At 28.4% G+C, this 19,737-nt stretch carries 14 protein-coding genes; 12 read left to right on the top strand and 2 right to left on the bottom strand.

Features of this window, described 5'->3' with window-relative positions; translation table 11 throughout:
• Positions 1–211 precede the first annotated feature (211 nt).
• Positions 212–1,414, top strand: a complete 1,203-nt coding sequence (locus CXF68_RS03935) for an exonuclease SbcCD subunit D C-terminal domain-containing protein (protein WP_101043066.1) — start codon at positions 212–214, stop codon at positions 1,412–1,414.
• Between the two features lie 12 nt (positions 1,415–1,426).
• Positions 1,427–5,080 (top strand): AAA family ATPase, encoded by a 3,654-nt coding sequence (locus CXF68_RS03930; protein WP_101043065.1) that lies wholly within the window; start codon positions 1,427–1,429, stop codon positions 5,078–5,080.
• Between the two features lie 248 nt (positions 5,081–5,328).
• Here CXF68_RS03930 and CXF68_RS03925 read toward each other — a convergent pair whose 3' ends face one another.
• On the bottom strand, positions 5,329–6,210 hold the full coding sequence (locus tag CXF68_RS03925) for a haloalkane dehalogenase (protein WP_101043064.1): 882 nt from the start codon (positions 6,208–6,210) through the stop codon (positions 5,329–5,331).
• A 159-nt stretch (positions 6,211–6,369) separates the two neighbouring features.
• Between CXF68_RS03925 and CXF68_RS03920 the strand changes: the two genes are divergently transcribed.
• Positions 6,370–7,257, top strand: coding sequence for a LysR family transcriptional regulator (locus CXF68_RS03920; RefSeq protein ID WP_101043063.1), 888 nt, complete (start codon positions 6,370–6,372; stop codon positions 7,255–7,257).
• Positions 7,258–7,433: 176 nt separating this feature from the next.
• Here the strand turns inward: CXF68_RS03920 and CXF68_RS03915 are convergent, their stop codons facing one another.
• On the bottom strand, positions 7,434–9,230 hold the full coding sequence (locus CXF68_RS03915) for a T9SS type A sorting domain-containing protein (RefSeq protein ID WP_101043062.1): 1,797 nt from the start codon (positions 9,228–9,230) through the stop codon (positions 7,434–7,436).
• Positions 9,231–9,812: 582 nt separating this feature from the next.
• On the opposite strand from CXF68_RS03915, the gene CXF68_RS03910 reads away from it, so the two are divergent.
• From CXF68_RS03910 to CXF68_RS03870, 9 genes are all read left to right on the top strand, one after another.
• Positions 9,813–10,457: a hypothetical protein gene (locus tag CXF68_RS03910; protein ID WP_101043061.1), complete on the top strand. Its 645-nt coding sequence runs from the start codon at positions 9,813–9,815 to the stop codon at positions 10,455–10,457.
• Between the two features lie 13 nt (positions 10,458–10,470).
• Complete coding sequence (locus tag CXF68_RS03905) at positions 10,471–10,917, top strand: hypothetical protein (RefSeq protein WP_101043060.1); 447 nt, start codon at positions 10,471–10,473, stop codon at positions 10,915–10,917.
• A gap of 167 nt (positions 10,918–11,084) precedes the next feature.
• Positions 11,085–11,915 (top strand): AraC family transcriptional regulator, encoded by an 831-nt coding sequence (locus CXF68_RS03900; protein WP_101043059.1) that lies wholly within the window; start codon positions 11,085–11,087, stop codon positions 11,913–11,915.
• 219 nt (positions 11,916–12,134) lie between these two features.
• A complete protein-coding gene (locus CXF68_RS03895; RefSeq protein WP_101043058.1) occupies positions 12,135–12,827 on the top strand; it encodes a DUF6624 domain-containing protein in 693 nt (230 codons plus the stop codon).
• 121 nt (positions 12,828–12,948) lie between these two features.
• On the top strand, positions 12,949–13,434 hold the full coding sequence (locus CXF68_RS03890) for an alpha/beta fold hydrolase (RefSeq protein ID WP_101043057.1): 486 nt from the start codon (positions 12,949–12,951) through the stop codon (positions 13,432–13,434).
• Between the two features lie 412 nt (positions 13,435–13,846).
• A complete protein-coding gene (locus CXF68_RS03885; RefSeq protein ID WP_101043056.1) occupies positions 13,847–14,422 on the top strand; it encodes a hypothetical protein in 576 nt (191 codons plus the stop codon).
• Between the two features lie 78 nt (positions 14,423–14,500).
• Entirely contained in the window at positions 14,501–14,989 is a 489-nt protein-coding gene (locus tag CXF68_RS03880; protein ID WP_101043055.1) for a DinB family protein, read from the top strand.
• Positions 14,990–15,143: 154 nt separating this feature from the next.
• Positions 15,144–18,479 carry a transcription-repair coupling factor gene (mfd, locus tag CXF68_RS03875; RefSeq protein ID WP_101043054.1) on the top strand — a complete coding sequence of 1,112 codons (3,336 nt, stop codon included), beginning with the start codon at positions 15,144–15,146 and terminating at the stop codon, positions 18,477–18,479.
• 26 nt (positions 18,480–18,505) lie between these two features.
• Positions 18,506–19,717 (top strand): hypothetical protein, encoded by a 1,212-nt coding sequence (locus CXF68_RS03870; protein WP_157821846.1) that lies wholly within the window; start codon positions 18,506–18,508, stop codon positions 19,715–19,717.
• The last annotated feature ends 20 nt before the right edge of the window (positions 19,718–19,737 follow it).

Here is a 19,737-nt window from a genome sequence, read left to right as displayed (position 1 = left end):
ATGAAAGGAATATGAAATTTATATTGCTACAAAAAATAAAAAGTATTTTTAATTGTTTTTCTTTTAATAATACTTTATGTTAACAACATAAAAACTAACATTCGCCTATTTTTTTGAATGCCTAAATAATTCTTTTATAGCTACATCTTAAAAGATCGTAGTTTTACTTCCTTAAATTTGTAAGCTTCTACAAAGTAAAAACAAATATTAAATGAGAATACTTCATACTGCCGATTGGCATTTAGGTCATAGATTACATGAACAATCACAATTAGAAGAACAAATGTTGTTTTTAGGTTGGATTGAAAATTATATTATTGATCAAAAAATTGATGTGTTGTTAATTTCAGGAGACGTATTTGATTCTGGTTCTCCATCGAATCAAAGTTTAGAAATGTATTATAGCTTTTTAGTAAAGTTACAAACAACTACCTGTAAATCTATTATTATTACAGGAGGAAATCACGATTCGCCAGGTACTTTAAATGCACCTAAATATTTATTAGACGCATTGGCAATAAAAGTTGTTGGAAAAGCAACAGAAAATATTGAAGACGAAGTTTTTGAAATTGAGATAAACGGAGAAAAAGTAATTATAGGAGCAGTCCCCTATTTGCGTGATGGAGATATTAGGCGTGCCGTAGCCGGAGAATCTTTTGAAGAACTTACTGATAAATACAAAACAGCGTTGATAAACCATTATAAATTGGTTGAAACGCAAAGTAAATTAATAAATACAAGCAATGCACCAGTTATTGCAATGGGACATTTATTTGCTACAGGGGGTTCTATTTCAGACAGTGAACAAAATATTTATGTAGGTACTTTAGGGCATATAGGAGCGGGAGATTTTCCTGCTTATTTTAATTATATAGCTTTGGGTCATTTACATAGGCCGCAAATAATTGGTGGAAATGAAAAGGTAAGATATTCAGGATCTCCAAATATTTTAAGTTTTAGCGAAATTAGTTACGAAAAAAAAGTACTTGTTTTAACTATAGAAAATAATAAAATAAGTGATGTTAAAGACGTTATAATTCCTCGTTTTAGAGAGTTTTATAGTATTTCAGGAACTATGACAGCATGTATTCAAGAATTTTCAAATATTGTTTCGAATTCGCATGAATTAACCCCTTGGGTAGAAATTATTTTAAATGAAGAGAATACGATAAATACTGAAGATTTAAAAAAGGAAGCCGAAGAACAAGTGTTCGAAATATTAAAAATATCCTTAAAAAATCAACGAAAAACAGTAGGAATTGAGGAGTTATTAAAAAACACAAAATCAATTAAAGAGTTATTACCTACTGAAGTTTTTACGCTAAAATGTAAAGAAATGGGGTTCGATTTAGAGAATAGCCCCGAAGTTTGGGATGCTTTTAATGAAGTATTACAGTCTGTTAAAAATCAATAATTAACTATTGATATGAAAATATTAAAAATAGAATTACAAAATATAAACTCCTTAAAATCTGATACACCCATTGTAATCGATTTTGAAAATGAGCAATTTATAGATGTTGGTTTATATGCGATTACAGGGTCTACCGGAGCAGGGAAAACAACTATTTTAGATGCCATTACCATTGCATTATATCATAATGTACCTCGTTTTAATGGTACAAAAGGTGCGTTGATTGATGTGGTAAGTCACAATGCAACCGATGCGTTTAGTAGGGTTACTTTCGAAAATAATAATTTTATTTATGAAGTTTTCTGGGGAATTAGAATTGCTGATAAATCTGGAAAAAAATATAAAAATGCTAAGGAAGAAGTAAGTTTAAAAAACTTAACTACTGACTCTATTTTAGCGACTCAAAAACGAAATTTAATTACTGAAGTTAGTAAGGTTACTCAATTAGATTACAATCAGTTTTTACGATCTGTACTATTAGCTCAGGGTGATTTTGCATCATTTTTATCAGCAAAAGGGCCAGATAAAGGAAAGCTACTAGAGCAAATTACTGGTGAACAGATTTATAAAAAAATTGGTCAAGGAATTTTAGAAAGAAAATCTAAAGAAGATACTAAGTTAAAAGAAATTCAAGCTAAAATTAATGCTGATGATATTTTAACAGAAGAAAATAAAACAGAATTAACACAAAAAGATGAAGCGCTTAATGCAAACATCATTAACATAGAAAAAGAAATTACAACTCATACGACTATTGTTAATTGGTATGTTAAGTATCAGAAAATAATAGAAGAATCAGAAAAATTAGACCTAGATTCAAAAGGAATTGATGCCTTTATAGAAAAACATAAAACGGAACTAGCCTTGCTTGCTTTAAATGATGAAGCAGCACCTTTTGAAGAACTAATGCTAAGTTTTAATAGAAATGAGAAAAATACCCTAGAAAAAGAAGCTCAGTTAACAATAATAACTGCACAATTAGCAGCACTCACGCCTAAAATTGAAAATTCAAAGAAATTATTTAAAAAGCAAACAATAGCATTAGAAAATACAGATAAAGAGTTTACTGATTGGTTGCCTAAATTCGATTTAATAACAAGATTAGATGGTCAGTTAAAAAATGAAGCTGAAAATAATCAAAAGTCAATTGAAAAATTAAATACAGCAACACTTCAATTAGATACGTTGCAAAAAGATAAGAACATTATAGTTACAAATTTAAAAACAACTGTAGCAACGATTAAAACTGACGAAGCATTCATATTAAAAAATAAATTTTTAACGAATGTTGAAGCTGAATTTTCCAATTGGACCACTAGCTTAATTATTTTAAAAGGAAATAAAGAAACACTAGATAAAAATAGCGTACTGGTTAATCAGAAGAACAAAGAAGTAGCAGAAACTACCTTGTTTTTAAAAGATAAGAAAGTGTTATTAGCTAAAAAAAATGCTGAAATTGAAAAAATTGATAAAGAAATTTCACTTGTAACGGCACAGTTATCTAAAAACAATATCGCTGATTTATTAGCAATTCAAAAGAAGCTTTCTTTATTAGAATTAGATTGGAAACAGTTTAAAAACTACGGGGAAGAAATTGCAAAATTACAGAAGGAACTTACCGAGAAAGAGATTCAGAAAAAATTTGAATTAACGGAATTAGAAGTTTTTAAGAAACAGCTAATAACTATTAAAAAACAAATTGTTGCTCAAGAAATTTCAGTTATAGATGCTGAAAAAATATTGAATTTAGAAAAAAGCATTGCTAAATACGAAGCCGATCGTAAAAACCTAAAAAAAGGAGAACCTTGTGGTTTATGTGGCTCAGAAGAACATCCATTTACAGAAAATCTTGTGTCAGGAGGTATTTCAGAGTCAGAAAAAACGGTTATCGACAGAAAAGAGCACTTAAAAAAACTTGAGGATTCTAAATCAGTATTAGAAAAAAATGAGGTAAAGCTAAGTACTACGATTACTAGTTTAACTCCTCAAATAAATACAATTACTGATGTTTTAAAAACACTTAGATTAAAAGCGACAACGTTAAATATTAATTGTGAATTAACAAATGCTGCTAAGGTTGAAATTGAATTAACTACTGTGTCTGAGAAAATAAAAGCAGTAGAAAAAAGTTTAAAAATAGCACAAGAATTACAAAATACTAAAGATATATTATCGAAGAGCATCGATTTACAAAACGAAGCTATAAACACTTTAAAAACTTCGATTGCTACGCTTACAGAGAAAATTAAAAATACGAATTCGGAAATTGATACTACTCAAAAATCGATTGACAGTTTAACAGCTATTTGCACAACTTTAGAAGAAAATTTACAAATAAGCTTAGGTAAATTTAAGTACCAACTACCAACTGCTAGGAATACAAATCAGTTTTTAACAGCTATTGAACAAGCTATAAACCAATACAATACTGCACAGAAAAATTTAGATGCATTAAAAACCGAACATAAAGTTTTAAATACAACTTTAGTTAATATTGAAAAGCAACTAGAAGCACAGGTTAACACTAAAAATGAGTATTTAAAAATTATAGAAACAAGTAAAATAACCACTACCCTATTAAAAACGGAACGTATTGGTGTTTTACCACTTGATAAAACAGTAGAAAGTAAAAGAGATAGTTTACAGTTATTTCGTAAACAATTGCTCGAAAAAGTAGAAGCAAGTAAAACAGCCCTACAAAAATTATTAGATGCTAAAACTGAAAAAGAAACGCTAAAACTGAAAAACAATGAAGAACAAAAGGCTTTATTGGCTGAAACTAGCAACCTAAACATTACTTTTAAGGCTGAGGTAGATAATACTGGTTTTAACACGAAAGAAGCTGTTAAAAATGCGCTATTGGCAAAGGAGCTTAAAGTAAAGTACACAAAAAATAAAGAACGAATAACAGAGAATCAACTAAAATTAAAAACTTTAAAAGAAGCTAATCTAAAATCCAAAGAAGTTTTACAAGAGGCTAAAAATTTTGACAGTACAGAAACCGAAAATAAGATTTCGTTAGAAAAGGTAACAATAGAGCACAAAACTTGTTTAACAGAAAAGGGAAAAATTGTTGAGGCTTTTAGAAAAGACCAAGAAATAAGAGACCGTAATAAAGAAGTTTATAAAAAAATTGATGCGCAAGCAAAAGTTTGTAGTGTTTGGAAAGAGTTATTCAAAATTATTGGGAATTCAAAAGATGCCTTTAACGTATACGTACAGCGTTTAACTTTAAAACACTTGTTAGACCTTGCAAATGTGCATTTATACAAGTTAAACAAGCGCTATTCACTAAAAATGGAAGAGTCTTACAAACCTAAAGAAGAGCTTAATTTTAATTTGATAGATCATTACCAAACCGACCAAGCACGACTGGTAGATACCTCAAGTGGTGGCGAAAAGTTTATTATTAGTTTAGCCTTGGCACTAGGATTGTCTGACTTAGCAAGTAAAAATGTAAAAATAGATTCTTTATTTATTGATGAAGGTTTCGGAACTTTAGATAGTAATACGTTAGAAACAGTTATTACTACGCTAGAAACCCTACAAACGCAAGGAAAAATGATTGGAATTATATCGCATGTAGAAAATTTAAAAGAGCGTATTCCTACTCAAATACAAATTACTAAAAAAAGCAACGGAGTAAGTGTCGTTAATGTTGTTTAAATATTAGCATTGATGTTTGGCAGGGAAAATAGTTATAATAATTTTATAGAGTCTTTAAATAATGAAAGAGCATAAGTTTCTTTGTTATTGATATTTATTAAACTATTAAAAACACTTAAATGTATTATTATCAATAAAATAAGAGTTAAAACCTGTCATAGAGAACTTATGTAGGCATGAAATTATGATATAAATCCCGTAAAAAGCTAATTACGGGATATTTCAATAATTAAGGAATTAATGAAAACTTAATCTTCGAGTTTTAATATAAATTCTTTTATTTTTTTACCAATTAATTCTGGGTTGTCTTCTTGAATAAAGTGAACCCCCTTACCAATATTAATAGGTTCTAAATTTGGTATATTTTCAATAATCCAATTTCTAACTGGTTCTGGCATAAAAGCGCCAGGTTCAGCATAGAAAAATAATTTAGGTAATTTCGAGTTCTGTAAAACTTCTCTATAGTTCTTTACTATTGAAGCTGTTAATTCAGGTTTCCCATTTAAAGGTACTTGTGAAATAAATTTCCATATTGGCTTTCTACTTTCTACTGATTGAAACGGAATTCTATACCCTTCTAACTCTTCTTCTGTTAAATCTCTTGACACCCAAGTTGGTAAAACATCATTTAAAAATATGTTATCTTCTACTACAATTTTATAACCTTCGGGACCACGTAATTTATTAAAAAAATCAATATTTTCTTTAGGAAAGAATGTACCAATATCTTGAATTATACCTTCCATAAATACAATTGCTTTGACATTATCTTGATGGTTTGCAAAATAATTAAAGCCTATTCCAGAGCCCCAATCGTGCAAAATTAAAGTAATATTTTTAAGACCCATTTTTTCAATTAATTTTTCTACATAAGTATATTGTTCCATATAGGTATAATCAATAGCAGGCTTATCTGATTTTCCCATTCCTATTAAATCAGGAACAATTATATGATGTCCAATTCCCTGAACATAAGGTGTAATGTTTCGCCATAAAAAACTGTTTGCTGGATTTCCGTGTAGAAAAAGTATTGGATCACCTTTTTCTTCTTTACCATACTCAAGTACATGCATTTTACTGTCATATACTTCATAATAGTTTGAGACTGTGTTTTGATTATTCTGTACCATAGTTTCTGCGTTAAAGATTATTATTAAAAATAATACAGGTAATTAAATCGTTAATATATTTCATATTAGTTCTTGCATTATTTTAAGGTTCAAAGATAAAATTCTTGTATGCATGAGAAAAATGAATTAATTTTATCATTTACATAAATTTATTTAATAATGGATGTTTCTTTGCGTAACTTAAAACTTGTGAATGTCATTGTAAAAGAAGGCTCGGTAACGAAAGCCTCTGAAAAATTGTATCTTTCTCAACCAGCATTAAGTCATCAGTTAAAAAAGCTAGAAGAAGAAATTGGTTTAAAAGTATTTAATCGATTAAACAAAAAACTAGTACTTACTGATGTTGGTCAAATACTATATTCTAATTCAGAAAAAATTTTGGCCTCCATAAGTCTTCTTAATTCTGAATTGGAAGAAATAAAAAAAGGAAAGAAAAAGAGAATTAGATTGACAACCGAGTGTTATACATGTTATCATTGGTTGCCAAGAGTAGTTCAAGAGTTTAGAAAAGACAACCCAGCTATAAATGTTCAGATTAATATCGAGGCTACAAAAGAACCATTACAATCTCTTTTAGAGGGTAAAATTGATTTAGCGATTGTAAGTAATACATCAAATCATCCTTCAATAAATTTTGAACCTTTAATAACAGATGAAATGGTAGTCATTTTATCTAAAGACAATGCACTGAATGGTGAAAAAAAAATTAATTTAAACGACTTAATCAATCAAAATTTAATTTTATATGATATTCCCGAAAGTAAAAATTATGTTCTTACTAATATTTTACATAATAATATTGGACTTGTAGATTCTATTCAGAAAGTACAATTAACCGAAGCTATTATAGAATTGGTAAGTGCAAATTTGGGAATTTCGATAATGGCAAAATGGGCTGCTGAATCTTTCTTGAAAAACAAAAATTTAAAGATGATTTCATTAGATTCAAGTTTAGGAAAAAGAAATTGGTATGTTGCTAGTTTAAATAAAATTTCTAAAACTGAAAATTCATTTATTAACGAAATAAAAAAAGATTTTAAGAAATAAGAAATAGAACGAAGCCTGATCCTTTGATGGGGCTATTTTTTTAGTGCAATTTATAGGCAAACTTTCTCAGTAAAAAGAATAGTGTTCTTTATTACTGAGAAAATTTAAGAGAGCGCCTATACTGAGACTGTTGTAAAAGAAGAGTCTAAGTTTTATATATTCAGATTAAAAATCAATTATTTTTTTATAATTTTAAAACTTTTAGAATGGTTTTTATAGGCTATAGTAGCTATATACAAACCAGAAGAGAGATTGTTAGTGTTAGTGCTATATATTCCATTATTTCCAATCATAATAGCATCTGTTATTAATTGTCCGTTTATGGTATAAATTTTAATTGAAAGCTTATGAGTAGGGTTAATTCCTTTAGTTTTGATATTTATTGAGTTCGTAATTATAGTATTGTTTAACTTTATGTCAAAAAGAAATTCTTTAGGAGTATTTAATTCTTTAATTTTATTATTTGTGATAGTACCAACCGTAAACCCTGAAATTATATTTCTAGTGAAATCAAGATGTTTACTGTTGATGTATATAGTATAAACACCTTCTTTAAAGAGGGATGTGTCAAGTGTAAAATTTTTTGTTTTTTGATGGTGCCTAAACGATTCTGAGTAAATTTCTTCTTCAGCAGTATTACCTAGTAAATCAGAAGTTTTGGTAATAGTAGCTGTTACTTCAATATCATCAGTATTTGCATTAGAATCTAGAAAAGATACTTTTAAGATGTTTTCATCTTTTTTAACCTCATAAACCATTTTTGGTCCATTGGATTGATGAGCATAGGCAACAAATTTTGAATTACTCTTTAAAACACTTGAATTTGATGTTTTAAGAGTGTAATTACTCACATAATCAGCTACAGAATTCATTTTGCTATGCTTTCTTCTTTGTGGAAGTAACCTACCTTTTGTAGACTTTAAATGGAAGTCGGAATATGAGTTTTCATGAAATATTTGTAAATCAATATTTGTATTGCCTTTATCTGCTATAACCTTGTCATAATCATTTTCGGAATTAATAATTTGATAATCACTTGTAGTTTTAGTGTAATTAATTAATTCAAAAGTCTTTTTTGTCGTAGTCTTTTTTAATGCACTTTCATCTAAGTAAGGTTTTATATGTTTCCATACATATTGCCCTAATGCAATGTCAACATGATCTAAATAAGCTTCGTTTTTTTTAAATGCATAAATTCCATTGGGTCTAAGCGTACTTTTATATGAAGATACCCCGTCATTTACACCCTGATGTAAATATAAAACGCTACCACTAGCAAACATTAATGGAGCTAAAAGTGTATGACCTCTAGCAAAACCAGACCCACCAAGAATAATAAATTTTGAAGGTTCATTATTTACATGGTTGTCAAAATATGGACGTACAACATCTCTGCAATAGTATGTTGTTGAAGTAGCACCTCCTTCGTTTAAACCTGTTTTTTTCCACAACCAATTTAGCCACCATTGTTGTGATATATCAGCTAAATACGTACCCCAATATGGTGTTCCTAAAGCAAAAACCTTTTTAACTTTATTATATTTTTTATGTGTGTACATTGCAACCTCAGAGGCTTTTCCTCCGTTACTATGCGCAATAATGTATACATCATTTACATTATATTTATTCGTTACAGTATCAATAGATTCGGCTAATAATTTTCCGTTAGCCCACATACCTTCTCCTCTTGTTGTAGCAACAAAAACAACTTGATAGCCTTCATTATAAGCTTCTTGATAAAATGTGTTATTTGTAAAAAAAAGCTGATTAAGGTCAATATACCCATGGTTAAATAAAATAACTTTGCCATTAAAATTATCAGGCTTAGCTCCATAATGAATAGTTGATTTTAGGAGTGGTCCAATAAATAAGGAACTAAGATTATCTGGTTTTGGGAGTTGTTTTTCAACAAAACCTTGTGAAAAAAGGGTTAAAGATGTAAAAAGAATGCATAAAGTTTTAATTAATTTCATTTTAGAAGGGTTTGATTAATTAAATATATGTAAAAAATTAACAAAAAAAAGGTGTTATTGCTAAATAAAATCTTTTTAATTTGTGATTTTTTTATTTTAAGTGTTTACTAGCTTACCATCGAAGCAGCCTATTTAATTACTTCATAATATATAATCTGACCATAAAAAACACGAGCTAAATCTTAAACGAATGCGCTATATTCCCTCTAATGGCGGTCGTTTACAGTATAATGGCTAGTGCTATTATTTACGAGTATCGTAAACGATTTTTTATACACTAAAAAGGAGATTGTTTTACACATATTTCCATCCAAACATAAAATTCTTAGATTATTCTATTAAATTTGAAATGTAAAAAACTAAGGTTATTAGTAACAAGATAAAATTGTTGGAAAAGAAAAGCTAAAAATTAAAATGAATAAAAAGAAGAAAGTAAATTATTGGGCAATATTAATTGTATTAGTACTAGTTATGTTGGCTTTTGGCTATTTTTTTGAATTAGGAGAATTGTTAGGAAAAGCGATTGCAAATTAACTAGAAAGAAGCTGAATAAGTTATTGTCTATAAAAAAATTAGCAACCTATGAAGAATTTAATAAGCTATTTACTATTTGCGGTACTTTTAGTTTCATGCGGCAAGCCAAGTAGTAAAAAGGAATCAGTTATAACAAAAGTTGTAAAAGAAAACGTTTTAATTGATAAATTGAAGCATAAAAAAAATACAACTACTGTTATTTCAACCAAAGTAACAATATTATCGGTAAGAGAAGAACTTATTATGCCAAGTGATTATTTAACAACGGCTATGACGGTTAAAACTATTAAAAATGACACTCTAGTCTTTTTAGATATGAATGGATTTGAAAAGTTTGTAGGTAAGGATATCTCTATAAAATACAAGCTAAAACTAGGAGAGAAATTATTAGTCTGCTTCAATTGTAATTCATTTTCTGAAAAGGTAGCAAATTATGATATTACAACATTTACCTCCGAAGTAAAATTTAAAAAATTACGACTTAAAAAATACATACAAGATGCGTATATTGACATTGCTTCAACCTTTGTAATGAATACAGAAAACGGAAGTACAGTAAAGTTTTTGAGTAACAATAATGAGTTAGCTTCTGACAGTATTAAAATGGCAAGTTCATTTTTTAACTACGGAATTGTAACTACGTATTATCCAGAATTACAAAACCGAAAAGAATTAGAAGAATTATTAAAATAAAAAACACAAGAATATGAAAAATAGAATTTATTTAAAAGAATACGCTTATGTAAGTTTAATATTCATATTACTAATTTGTGTTTCATGTAACTCTAAAAAAAGTAAACTAAAATCAATGGAAGGTGTATGGGAACTAAGCGAGTTTTATCATCTTGCAAATGATGATACCCTAAGAGTTGATACTACTAAGGTGCAGCATAAATTTTATTTAGACGGTCGTGTAATTTGGAATACCGACCCTGCAAAAGATGGTTCTGAGTGGCATGGATATGGCACCTATACTTATAAAAATGATACGATTACAGAAATACTCACCTCTATGTCGAAAACAATGAAGAGTACTGTTAATAAATATATTATTCCTATAGAGCGAGGTAATAAATGGTATAAGCAAGTAAATACTTACAAGAAAAATGATACTATTTATAAAAATATAGAAGTCTATAAAAAATTAAATTAAAGAGTATCAAATTGTTTTAATACAAACTAAGCATTGAAATATATGATGACGGATATAAAGAAACTAAGAAATTAAAATAGGCATAAAAAGGTTTTGTATTTAACCGAAAAGCATTTTTTTTACCCATGTAGAAGATCATTGCTATTGATATAAATCACACCGATGAAATGGAAATTAAAACATATAACCCAAAGCATCCTGTTCTTAAAAAGTATATTGAGTATTATTATAAAACAGTATTAGAGGACCATTCTTTTTTTGCATACCCACATTATAATTTACCAGTGTCTATAATTAGTAAAGCAGAATCTAAGGTTATTAATAATAAAGTGGTAGTAAGTCAAAAGAGTAAGAGTAATCTACAATCTTTTACTTATAATAAGTTTGCGAAGCCTATTCACATTGAGTTAAATGGAAAATGTAACGTTTTTTGTTTGGTTTTTAAACCTTATGGTTTAGTTCAGTTTTTACCTAATAGTATAAATTTAAATAGTCAGAAAAATATTCTTATTATAAATTTATTTGATAACTTATTAGAATATTCACCAAATTTTTCGGAGCTAAATATTAATGATAAAATAAATAAAATAGAGAGCTATTTACTGTCTATATTTCAAGAAAAAGAAGACTCAGAAATTGTAATTAAAGCAATATCGATCATTAAAAAACAAGATAAATTATCTATAAAAGAAATTGCAGAGTTGTGCAACTGTCATCAAAAGAAACTATACCGTTTGTTTAATAAGTTATGTGGTGATAGCCCTATGGTTTTTAAAAAAATAATTCAATTCAGAAAAGCCTTAGAGAAAATTAAAGTTACAAATTCAAGTTTTAAACTAACAAATGTTGCTTTAGATTCTAATTACTATGATCAATCTGCATTTAATAATGCATTTAAAAAACTTACAGGAGAAAAACCAAGTCAGTTTTTTAAAGAAACAGAAATCTATACACCAGAAAACATATATTTTAAAGAGGTTAAAAAAGTTAATGTCTGAAAATTACAATTTTTAATGCTTTTTGTTTTTCACTTTTGTAAGATAAAAAAACAAAAGTAATTTACTTCTTATTGTTAATATGTATCCTTAAAACTCTCAATTAAAGAAGTGTAACCTTTATTTAAAAATTTAGAAAAAGGAAACGTAATATAATGAGAATTCTAGCGGAGAAAATATGAACATTGAAAATGACTCTACAGAAGTAAAAAACAAAAAAATATGAATAAAATAGTTAGAATATTATTGACTGTAACAATTTTGGTTTCATGCAAATCAAAATATAAGAAAAATGAAGCTATGGCACTTGAAAATATAGAAACAAATAAAGAAATTTCTATATTAATAGATAGCCTATATAAGGTTGATCAAAGAATTCAATTACAAATGATGGATGCTTCTAAAAATGGTGAGAGAGAAAAAGTGAAAAAACTGGAGTTAGAAGAAACGGAAATTTTTAAGAGGCATATACCAATCTTGAAAAAGATATATAATAAAGTTGGGTACCCAACAATAGTAGTAGTTGGAGAAGAAATATCTAATAAATTTTTTATGTTGGTACAACACTCCGATTTTGATGTAAACTTTCAAGAAAAAATGTTAAAGAAGATCTTCGAAGAAGTTAAAAAAGGAAATGTTAGTATAAAAAATTTCGCATATTTAACTGATAGAGTACAGCTTGCACAAGAGAAGTCACAAATTTATGGGACACAGGTAAAGTTTAATACTGAACTTGGACAAATATTTCCTAAAAACCTTATAGATAGTTTAAATGTAAACATAAGAAGAAAGGAGGTTGGATTAGAACCGATTGAAGAATATTTGAACTTACTTTTAAAAATGCACTTTCAAGTGAATAAAGCACACTATGATAAAATAGGAATAAAAGAGCCCAAATTATATGAAATGGAGTAAATTTATAACGAATAAGTACAGTTCCGAAAGAAAATAGTAAGCATAATTTTTTGCCAGATTATTATTCCGCTTTTAGGCTTTAAAATTTACCAATAGTATTTATAATAGTAAAATTGAGAGAATGAAAGAAAATAGTGAATTAACTACTCTTATTGAAAGTTCAATAGAACACAAGACCTTACCAATGGGAGGTTATAAAATTCATTATTATGTATCAGGTAAACAAGATGCTGATTTAATTATTTTTCTGCATCCTGCATTTTCCGATCATAGAGCATTTGACCAACAAATTGATTTTTTCTCAAAAAAACATAAAGTAATTACGATTGGTTTATTGGAGCATGGTTTGTCAAAATCCAAAAAATCCAAAGATAAAATAGATGTTTCTTCAAATCATATTAAAAAAATTCTAGAAATTGAAACAGTAAATAAAGCTCATTTTGTAGGAGTCTCAATGGGATCTTTGATTGCTCAATACTTTGCACTTAACCATGCTGAAAAAATAAAATCCTTAACGGTATTAGGTGGGTATGATATAATTAAGGAGAATAAAGAGGTGGTAAAAGCCCAAAGAGCTGTTAATATTGCTTTGTGTTCCGAGCTTTAACATCAATAAACCCTTTAGAAAAAAGGTAGCAGAAATGACTTGTATATCTGAAAGAGGACAAGCGTTATGTTTTATGAAACCGAAAGTTATTATGAAAGAAAATCATTTATGGTAATGCAAGGGCTTCAGAACGTAATGAAACAGAGAGAGAGAACATTACTCTGCGGTATCGAACTTTAATCCTAACAGGAGAATACTGTATTGAATTAGCGAAGAAAATAGCAAAAGAATGGCATGCTTGTTTAAAAAACAGCGAGTATTATACGATTGATAATTTAGGGCATTGTGCTAACATTGATAAATCATTAGTATTTAATAAGTTGGTAACTGAATTTATAAACAAAAATAACTAAGTTTAACACCTCGTAAAAGTGCATTTTCACTAAACGGTAGTAGTATTGAAATAAAAAACATGAATTTTCTTACAAATTTTTTCATAGCGATAGATCAACTAGGGAATGTAATTGCTGGGGGTAATCCTGATAATACAATATCATCACGAGTTGGGTATTATACAGAAAGATATTATGAATCAGCAAAGATTCCTTTAAGATGGCGAACATTCAGAAATATTATAAACTTTAGTTTTTATCCAATAGATGGTAAAAATCATTGTAAAGAAGCCTATTTTAATGATGCAGGTGAAGAATTTGATGAAGGTACTAGTGATATAGCAGTATCAATTTTAGCCGTATTCATAATAGTTAGTTGTATTTTTATAATAATTTTATTTTATGGTTTATACGTATTAGGCATTGTATCTCCGAAAGATATTGATAGAACAGCAAACATAAAGCAACGACTACAGATTGCTGAAGCTAAATTAAAAGGAGTGTATTCAGAATTAAATGAACACCATATACAAGTTGATGAAGAATTAGATGAAATAATTGAAGAAACAGAAGTCACATTAAAAGAAATTTCTAAAAAAATTGAAGGAATATTAAAGTTAAAATATCGTTTAGACCACTATAAAGAAAAAAAATAATATCAATTGCTATGCGTTTTGATATATAACTTAAAAACGTTTACTTTAATACCTCAGTATCATTAAACAAAAAAAAGAATGAAAACGATAAAAAATCAAATTCTTCTAGCAAAAGAAAAAACATTAAAATTAATTACTGATATTCCTGTTGAAAAATGGTTCGTAACACCTAATGTTATAGAATCAAATTTAAATTGGCAAATAGGTCATATTATTTTAGCGAATTACTTGCATGGAATTGCATCAATATCAGGAGCAAATGAAGAGTTTAAAAACAAAGTAAATGTAGTTGATTATATTAAATTTTACGGTCCAAAATCAAACCCAAATAACTTTAAAAGTGAAAAACCATCAAGCGAAGAGTTATTAGAAATTTATGATTTAACATTCGTTTTAATTTTAAAAGGGCTTAAAAATTTAAGAGCAAAAGACTTGCAAAAAGAAACAGCAGTGCCAAATCCTGCAGTAAAAATAAAGTATGACGCGTTATTATGGTTATCGCAACACCAAAGTTGGCATAACGGACAAATAGCAATGCTAAAAAGAGTACTTACAACTTATCAATAAAATAGCGTCTAGAGAAAATTTAAAACCTTTTTTAATATTCAGTTTTTTGAATAAAAAGAACAAAAAAATTAGAGAAGCTAATATTAAATTAGCTTTATAATAAAGGTTAAAAACCAAAAAATAATACTCGTATATTTGCGTAAATTTTTTTAGGTTGAGTAAGCAAACTATTGTAAATCATTACCAACAATCGGGTAACGTAAACCAGATTGTAAGTGAACTTCAACAAGAACAACACCATTTTCAAATAACGAATTTGGTTGGTTCTTCGTTGTCTTTTGTTATTTCTGAAAGTTTTAAAAAAGCTGACAAACCCTTTTTGTTAATTTTTAATGATAAGGAAGAAGCTGCGTATTATTTAAACGATTTAGAACAGTTATTAAGTGATAAAAATGTATTGTTTTATCCAGGTTCTTACCGAAGACCTTACCAGATAGATGAAACTGATAACGCCAATGTATTGTTACGATCTGAAGTTTTAAATCGTATTAATTCAAGAAAGAAACCAGCTATAATTGTTACCTACCCTACTGCCCTATTTGAAAAAGTAGTTACCAAAAAAGAATTAGAAAAGAACACGCTAAAAATTACGGTTGGTGAAAATGTATCTCCAGATTTTATAAACGAAGTATTATTTGAATATAATTTTAATCGTGTAGACTTTGTTACCGAACCAGGTGAGTTTTCTGTTCGTGGTGGAATTATAGATGTATTTTCATTTTCAAACGATGAACCATATCGTATGGAATTTTTTGGTGATGAGGTAGATAGTATTCGAACCTTTGATGTAGAGACACAGCTTTCTCGAGAAAAACAGCAAAAAGTAAGCATCATGCCTAATGTAGAAAACAAAACGCTACAAGAAAATAGAGAAAGCTTTTTAAAATATATTTCATCAAAAACAACAATTTTCGTAAAAAATACGCAGATTCTTACTGAGAATTTAGATAAGTTTTTTAGAAAGGCTGAACTTTCGTTTAACGAATTATCTACTGAAGTTAAGCATTCCAAACCAACAGAATTATTTTGTGATGGTACTTTAATTAAAAAAGAATTACAAGAGTTTACCTTAGTAAAAATGTCTGCACGAGCGGAGTCGAGTGGTCTTTCGGAAATAGTTTTTAATACCCATCCACAGCCTTCTTTTAATAAAAAATTTGAATTATTAATTCAGAATTTTAACGAATTTTCAGCAAAAGGATTTATTAATTATATTTTCTGTTCTAACGATAAACAAGCACAACGTTTTCATGATATTTTTGATGATAACGAGCAAGACGTTTCCTATGAAACAATTGTATTTCCATTATATCAAGGGTTTGTAGATTTAGAAAATAAGATTGTTTGTTATACCGATCATCAAATATTTGAACGTTATTATAAATTTCGCTTAAAAAACGGATATGAGAAAAAGCAGTCCATTACATTACAAGAACTAACAAAGTTAGAAATTGGTGATTATGTAACACATATCGATCACGGAATTGGAAAGTTTGCAGGATTGCAAAAGATTGATGTAGAAGGAAAGAAACAAGAAGCTATTAAACTTATTTATGGCGATCGTGACATTTTATATGTTAGCATTCACTCATTACATAAAATATCTAAGTTTAATGGTAAAGATGGTAAACCACCTAAAATATATAAATTAGGCTCAGATGCTTGGAAGAAAGTAAAACAGAAAACCAAAGCAAGAGTTAAGCATATTGCTTTTAATTTAATTCAACTTTACGCAAAACGAAAATTACAAAAAGGATATGCCTTCGGACCCGATACGCACATGCAGCACGAGTTAGAAGCAAGTTTTATATATGAAGATACACCAGATCAGTTTTCATCAACCCAAGATGTAAAAGTTGATATGGAAAAACCACAACCGATGGATCGTTTGGTGTGTGGAGACGTTGGTTTCGGTAAAACAGAAGTTGCTATTCGTGCAGCTTTTAAAGCAGTTGATAATGGAAAACAAGTAGCTGTTTTAGTACCAACAACTATTTTAGCATTTCAGCACTTTAAAACCTTCACAGAGCGCTTAAAAGACTTTCCGGTTACAATAGATTACCTAAACCGTTTTAGAACTACAAAACAGCGTAATGCCGTTTTAGAAGGTGTTTCTGATGGAAGTGTTGATATTGTAATAGGAACACATCAATTAACTAATAAAAAATTACAGTTTAAAGATTTAGGATTGTTAGTTATTGATGAAGAGCAAAAATTTGGAGTTGCTGTAAAAGACAAACTAAAAACCATTAAAGAAAATGTTGATACACTAACGTTAACGGCAACGCCTATACCAAGAACGTTACAGTTTAGTTTAATGGCAGCACGTGATTTATCGGTTATAAAAACAGCGCCACCAAATCGTCATCCTATTGAGACCAATGTAATTCGTTTTGGTGAAGAAATTATTCGGGATGCTATTTCGTATGAAATTTCCCGTGGAGGTCAAGTGTTTTTTATTCATAATAGAATAGAAAATATTAAAGAAGTAGCAGGTTTATTACAGCGTTTAGTACCAAGTGCTAAAGTGGGCATAGGTCATGGGCAAATGGAGGGTAAAAAGCTAGAGGATTTAATGCTCGCTTTTATGAATGGTGAATTTGATGTATTGGTATCAACAACCATTATTGAAAGCGGATTAGATGTACCTAATGCCAATACTATTTTTATAAACAATGCTAATAACTTCGGATTATCTGACTTGCACCAAATGCGTGGTCGTGTAGGACGTTCTAATAAAAAAGCTTTTTGTTATTTTATTACGCCAGCATTTCATATGATGACTGATGATGCTCGTAAACGTATTGAAGCGTTAGTATTATTTTCTGAATTAGGAAGCGGATTAAATATAGCCATGAAAGATTTGGAAATTCGTGGTGCTGGAGATTTATTAGGAGGTGAACAAAGCGGATTTATTAACGATATTGGGTTTGATGCTTATCAAAAAATACTTGAAGAAGCGATTGAAGAACTAAAAGAAAACGAGTTTAAAGACCTGTATCCAGTTGATGAAAACATACCGAAGGAATATGTAAAAGAGGTACAAATTGATACTGATTTTGAAATTCTATTTCCTGATGATTATGTAAATTCGGTAACAGAGCGATTGAGTTTGTATAATAAATTAGGTAGTTTAACCAAAGAAGAAGAGTTGGTTGAATTTGAGAACCAAATTACCGATCGCTTTGGAGAATACCCAACACAAGTTCAAGATTTATTAGATAGTGTTCGTATTAAATGGTTTGCAAAAGAATTAGGTTTAGAAAAAATTATTTTAAAACAAAAGCGTATGATTGGATACTTTGTATCTGATCAACAAAGTGGTTTTTATCAAACAGAAGGATTTACAAAAATGTTAAAGTACGTGCAGCATAATTCAAAAAGCTGTGTAATGAAAGAGAAGAAAACCAAAAATGGATTACGTCTATTAATTACTTTTATTAGAATTGATAGTGTAAATACAGCTTTAAAAGTATTGCAAAAAATATAGATTGTAATTCATACCTTAAAATAATTATGAAAAAGATAAAGAAAAAAGAATATAATTGCCCTAATTGTGCCCATCGAATGAGGATTCCTAAGTACAAAAAAATACACTTTCACTGTACAAGATGTGGCAAAACTATTGAGTATAATGGTAAATTTTCACACCCAAAGTATTATTTATTAATAGCTGCTTCCGTCCTTTTAGTTGTTTATTTGTTTTTTGTTAGAGATTATTTAACTTATCAAAATGTTAAAGAGTTAAAAACTTCAGAATCTTGTATTAGTTATTATGAAAATTATCCTAATGGTTTTTACACCGAAGATGTTAAATTTATAGAGCTCGATATTACAAGAGATATAAATTTAATCAGAGCATTTTTAAACAAATATAGAATTAGTTCATATACTGAAGAGGTAAGGTTTATAGAACTTGATGTTGCTAAAGATATAGAATTAGTAAGAGTGTTTTTAAAAGAATATCCAAAAAGTAATAAGAAAGAAGAGGTTCTAAAAATTAATAACGATTTGTGGGATTTTGAAATAAAAAACTATGATGAAAAGATTAAAACTAAAAAAGGCCTAGATCCAAAAGCAGTTGTTTTTTTTAAGAAACTTTTAATACACATGAAAAAGTTAAACTTATCAACTATATCATTAAGTTTATCAGGAGATGTAGATGTAAAAAATTATAGAGAATATAAACCAGGTATTATAAAAATATTAGACGAGATAACCTTTAGTCATGCTGGTAGAAATGTTTCTGATAATATTGTAGACATTAAAAAAAATTATTCACAAGGTAATATAAGAGGTTATGAAAGTATTGTAAGTGGAGCTATAGAAAATGGTTTTGAAAACATATTAAGCCATAATTTTATAAAAATAAATACTAGATATGACTATAAACACCCAATACGAATAAACATAGATTACGAAATTAAAAATCAAGAAAAACCTTTTTATAAAGGAGATGAACATGTTCCTGTTATTTGGACATACAATACTACAGAACCTAAAAACAAATTCATTTCTTTTTTAATAGGTGTTGCTATTAATTATAAATTTAATATAACATTACCCGATGATGAGAGTTTAAGTTTTGAGCACAAAACGAACGCTCTTGATAATATTAGTAATATTAGATCTATTGAAGAGGGTTATATGCGAATGACTGCACAAAATTTTAACAATTATGGTGCACAATTATTAACCAAATTCGGTTTATTAGATAGTGAAAAATAAATATTAGGGAAGTAACTTGA

Origin of the sequence: Tenacibaculum sp. Bg11-29, assembly GCF_002836595.1 — a bacterium.
Lineage (GTDB): Bacteria > Bacteroidota > Bacteroidia > Flavobacteriales > Flavobacteriaceae > Polaribacter.
This window is presented reverse-complemented; position numbering and strand designations above follow the sequence as displayed.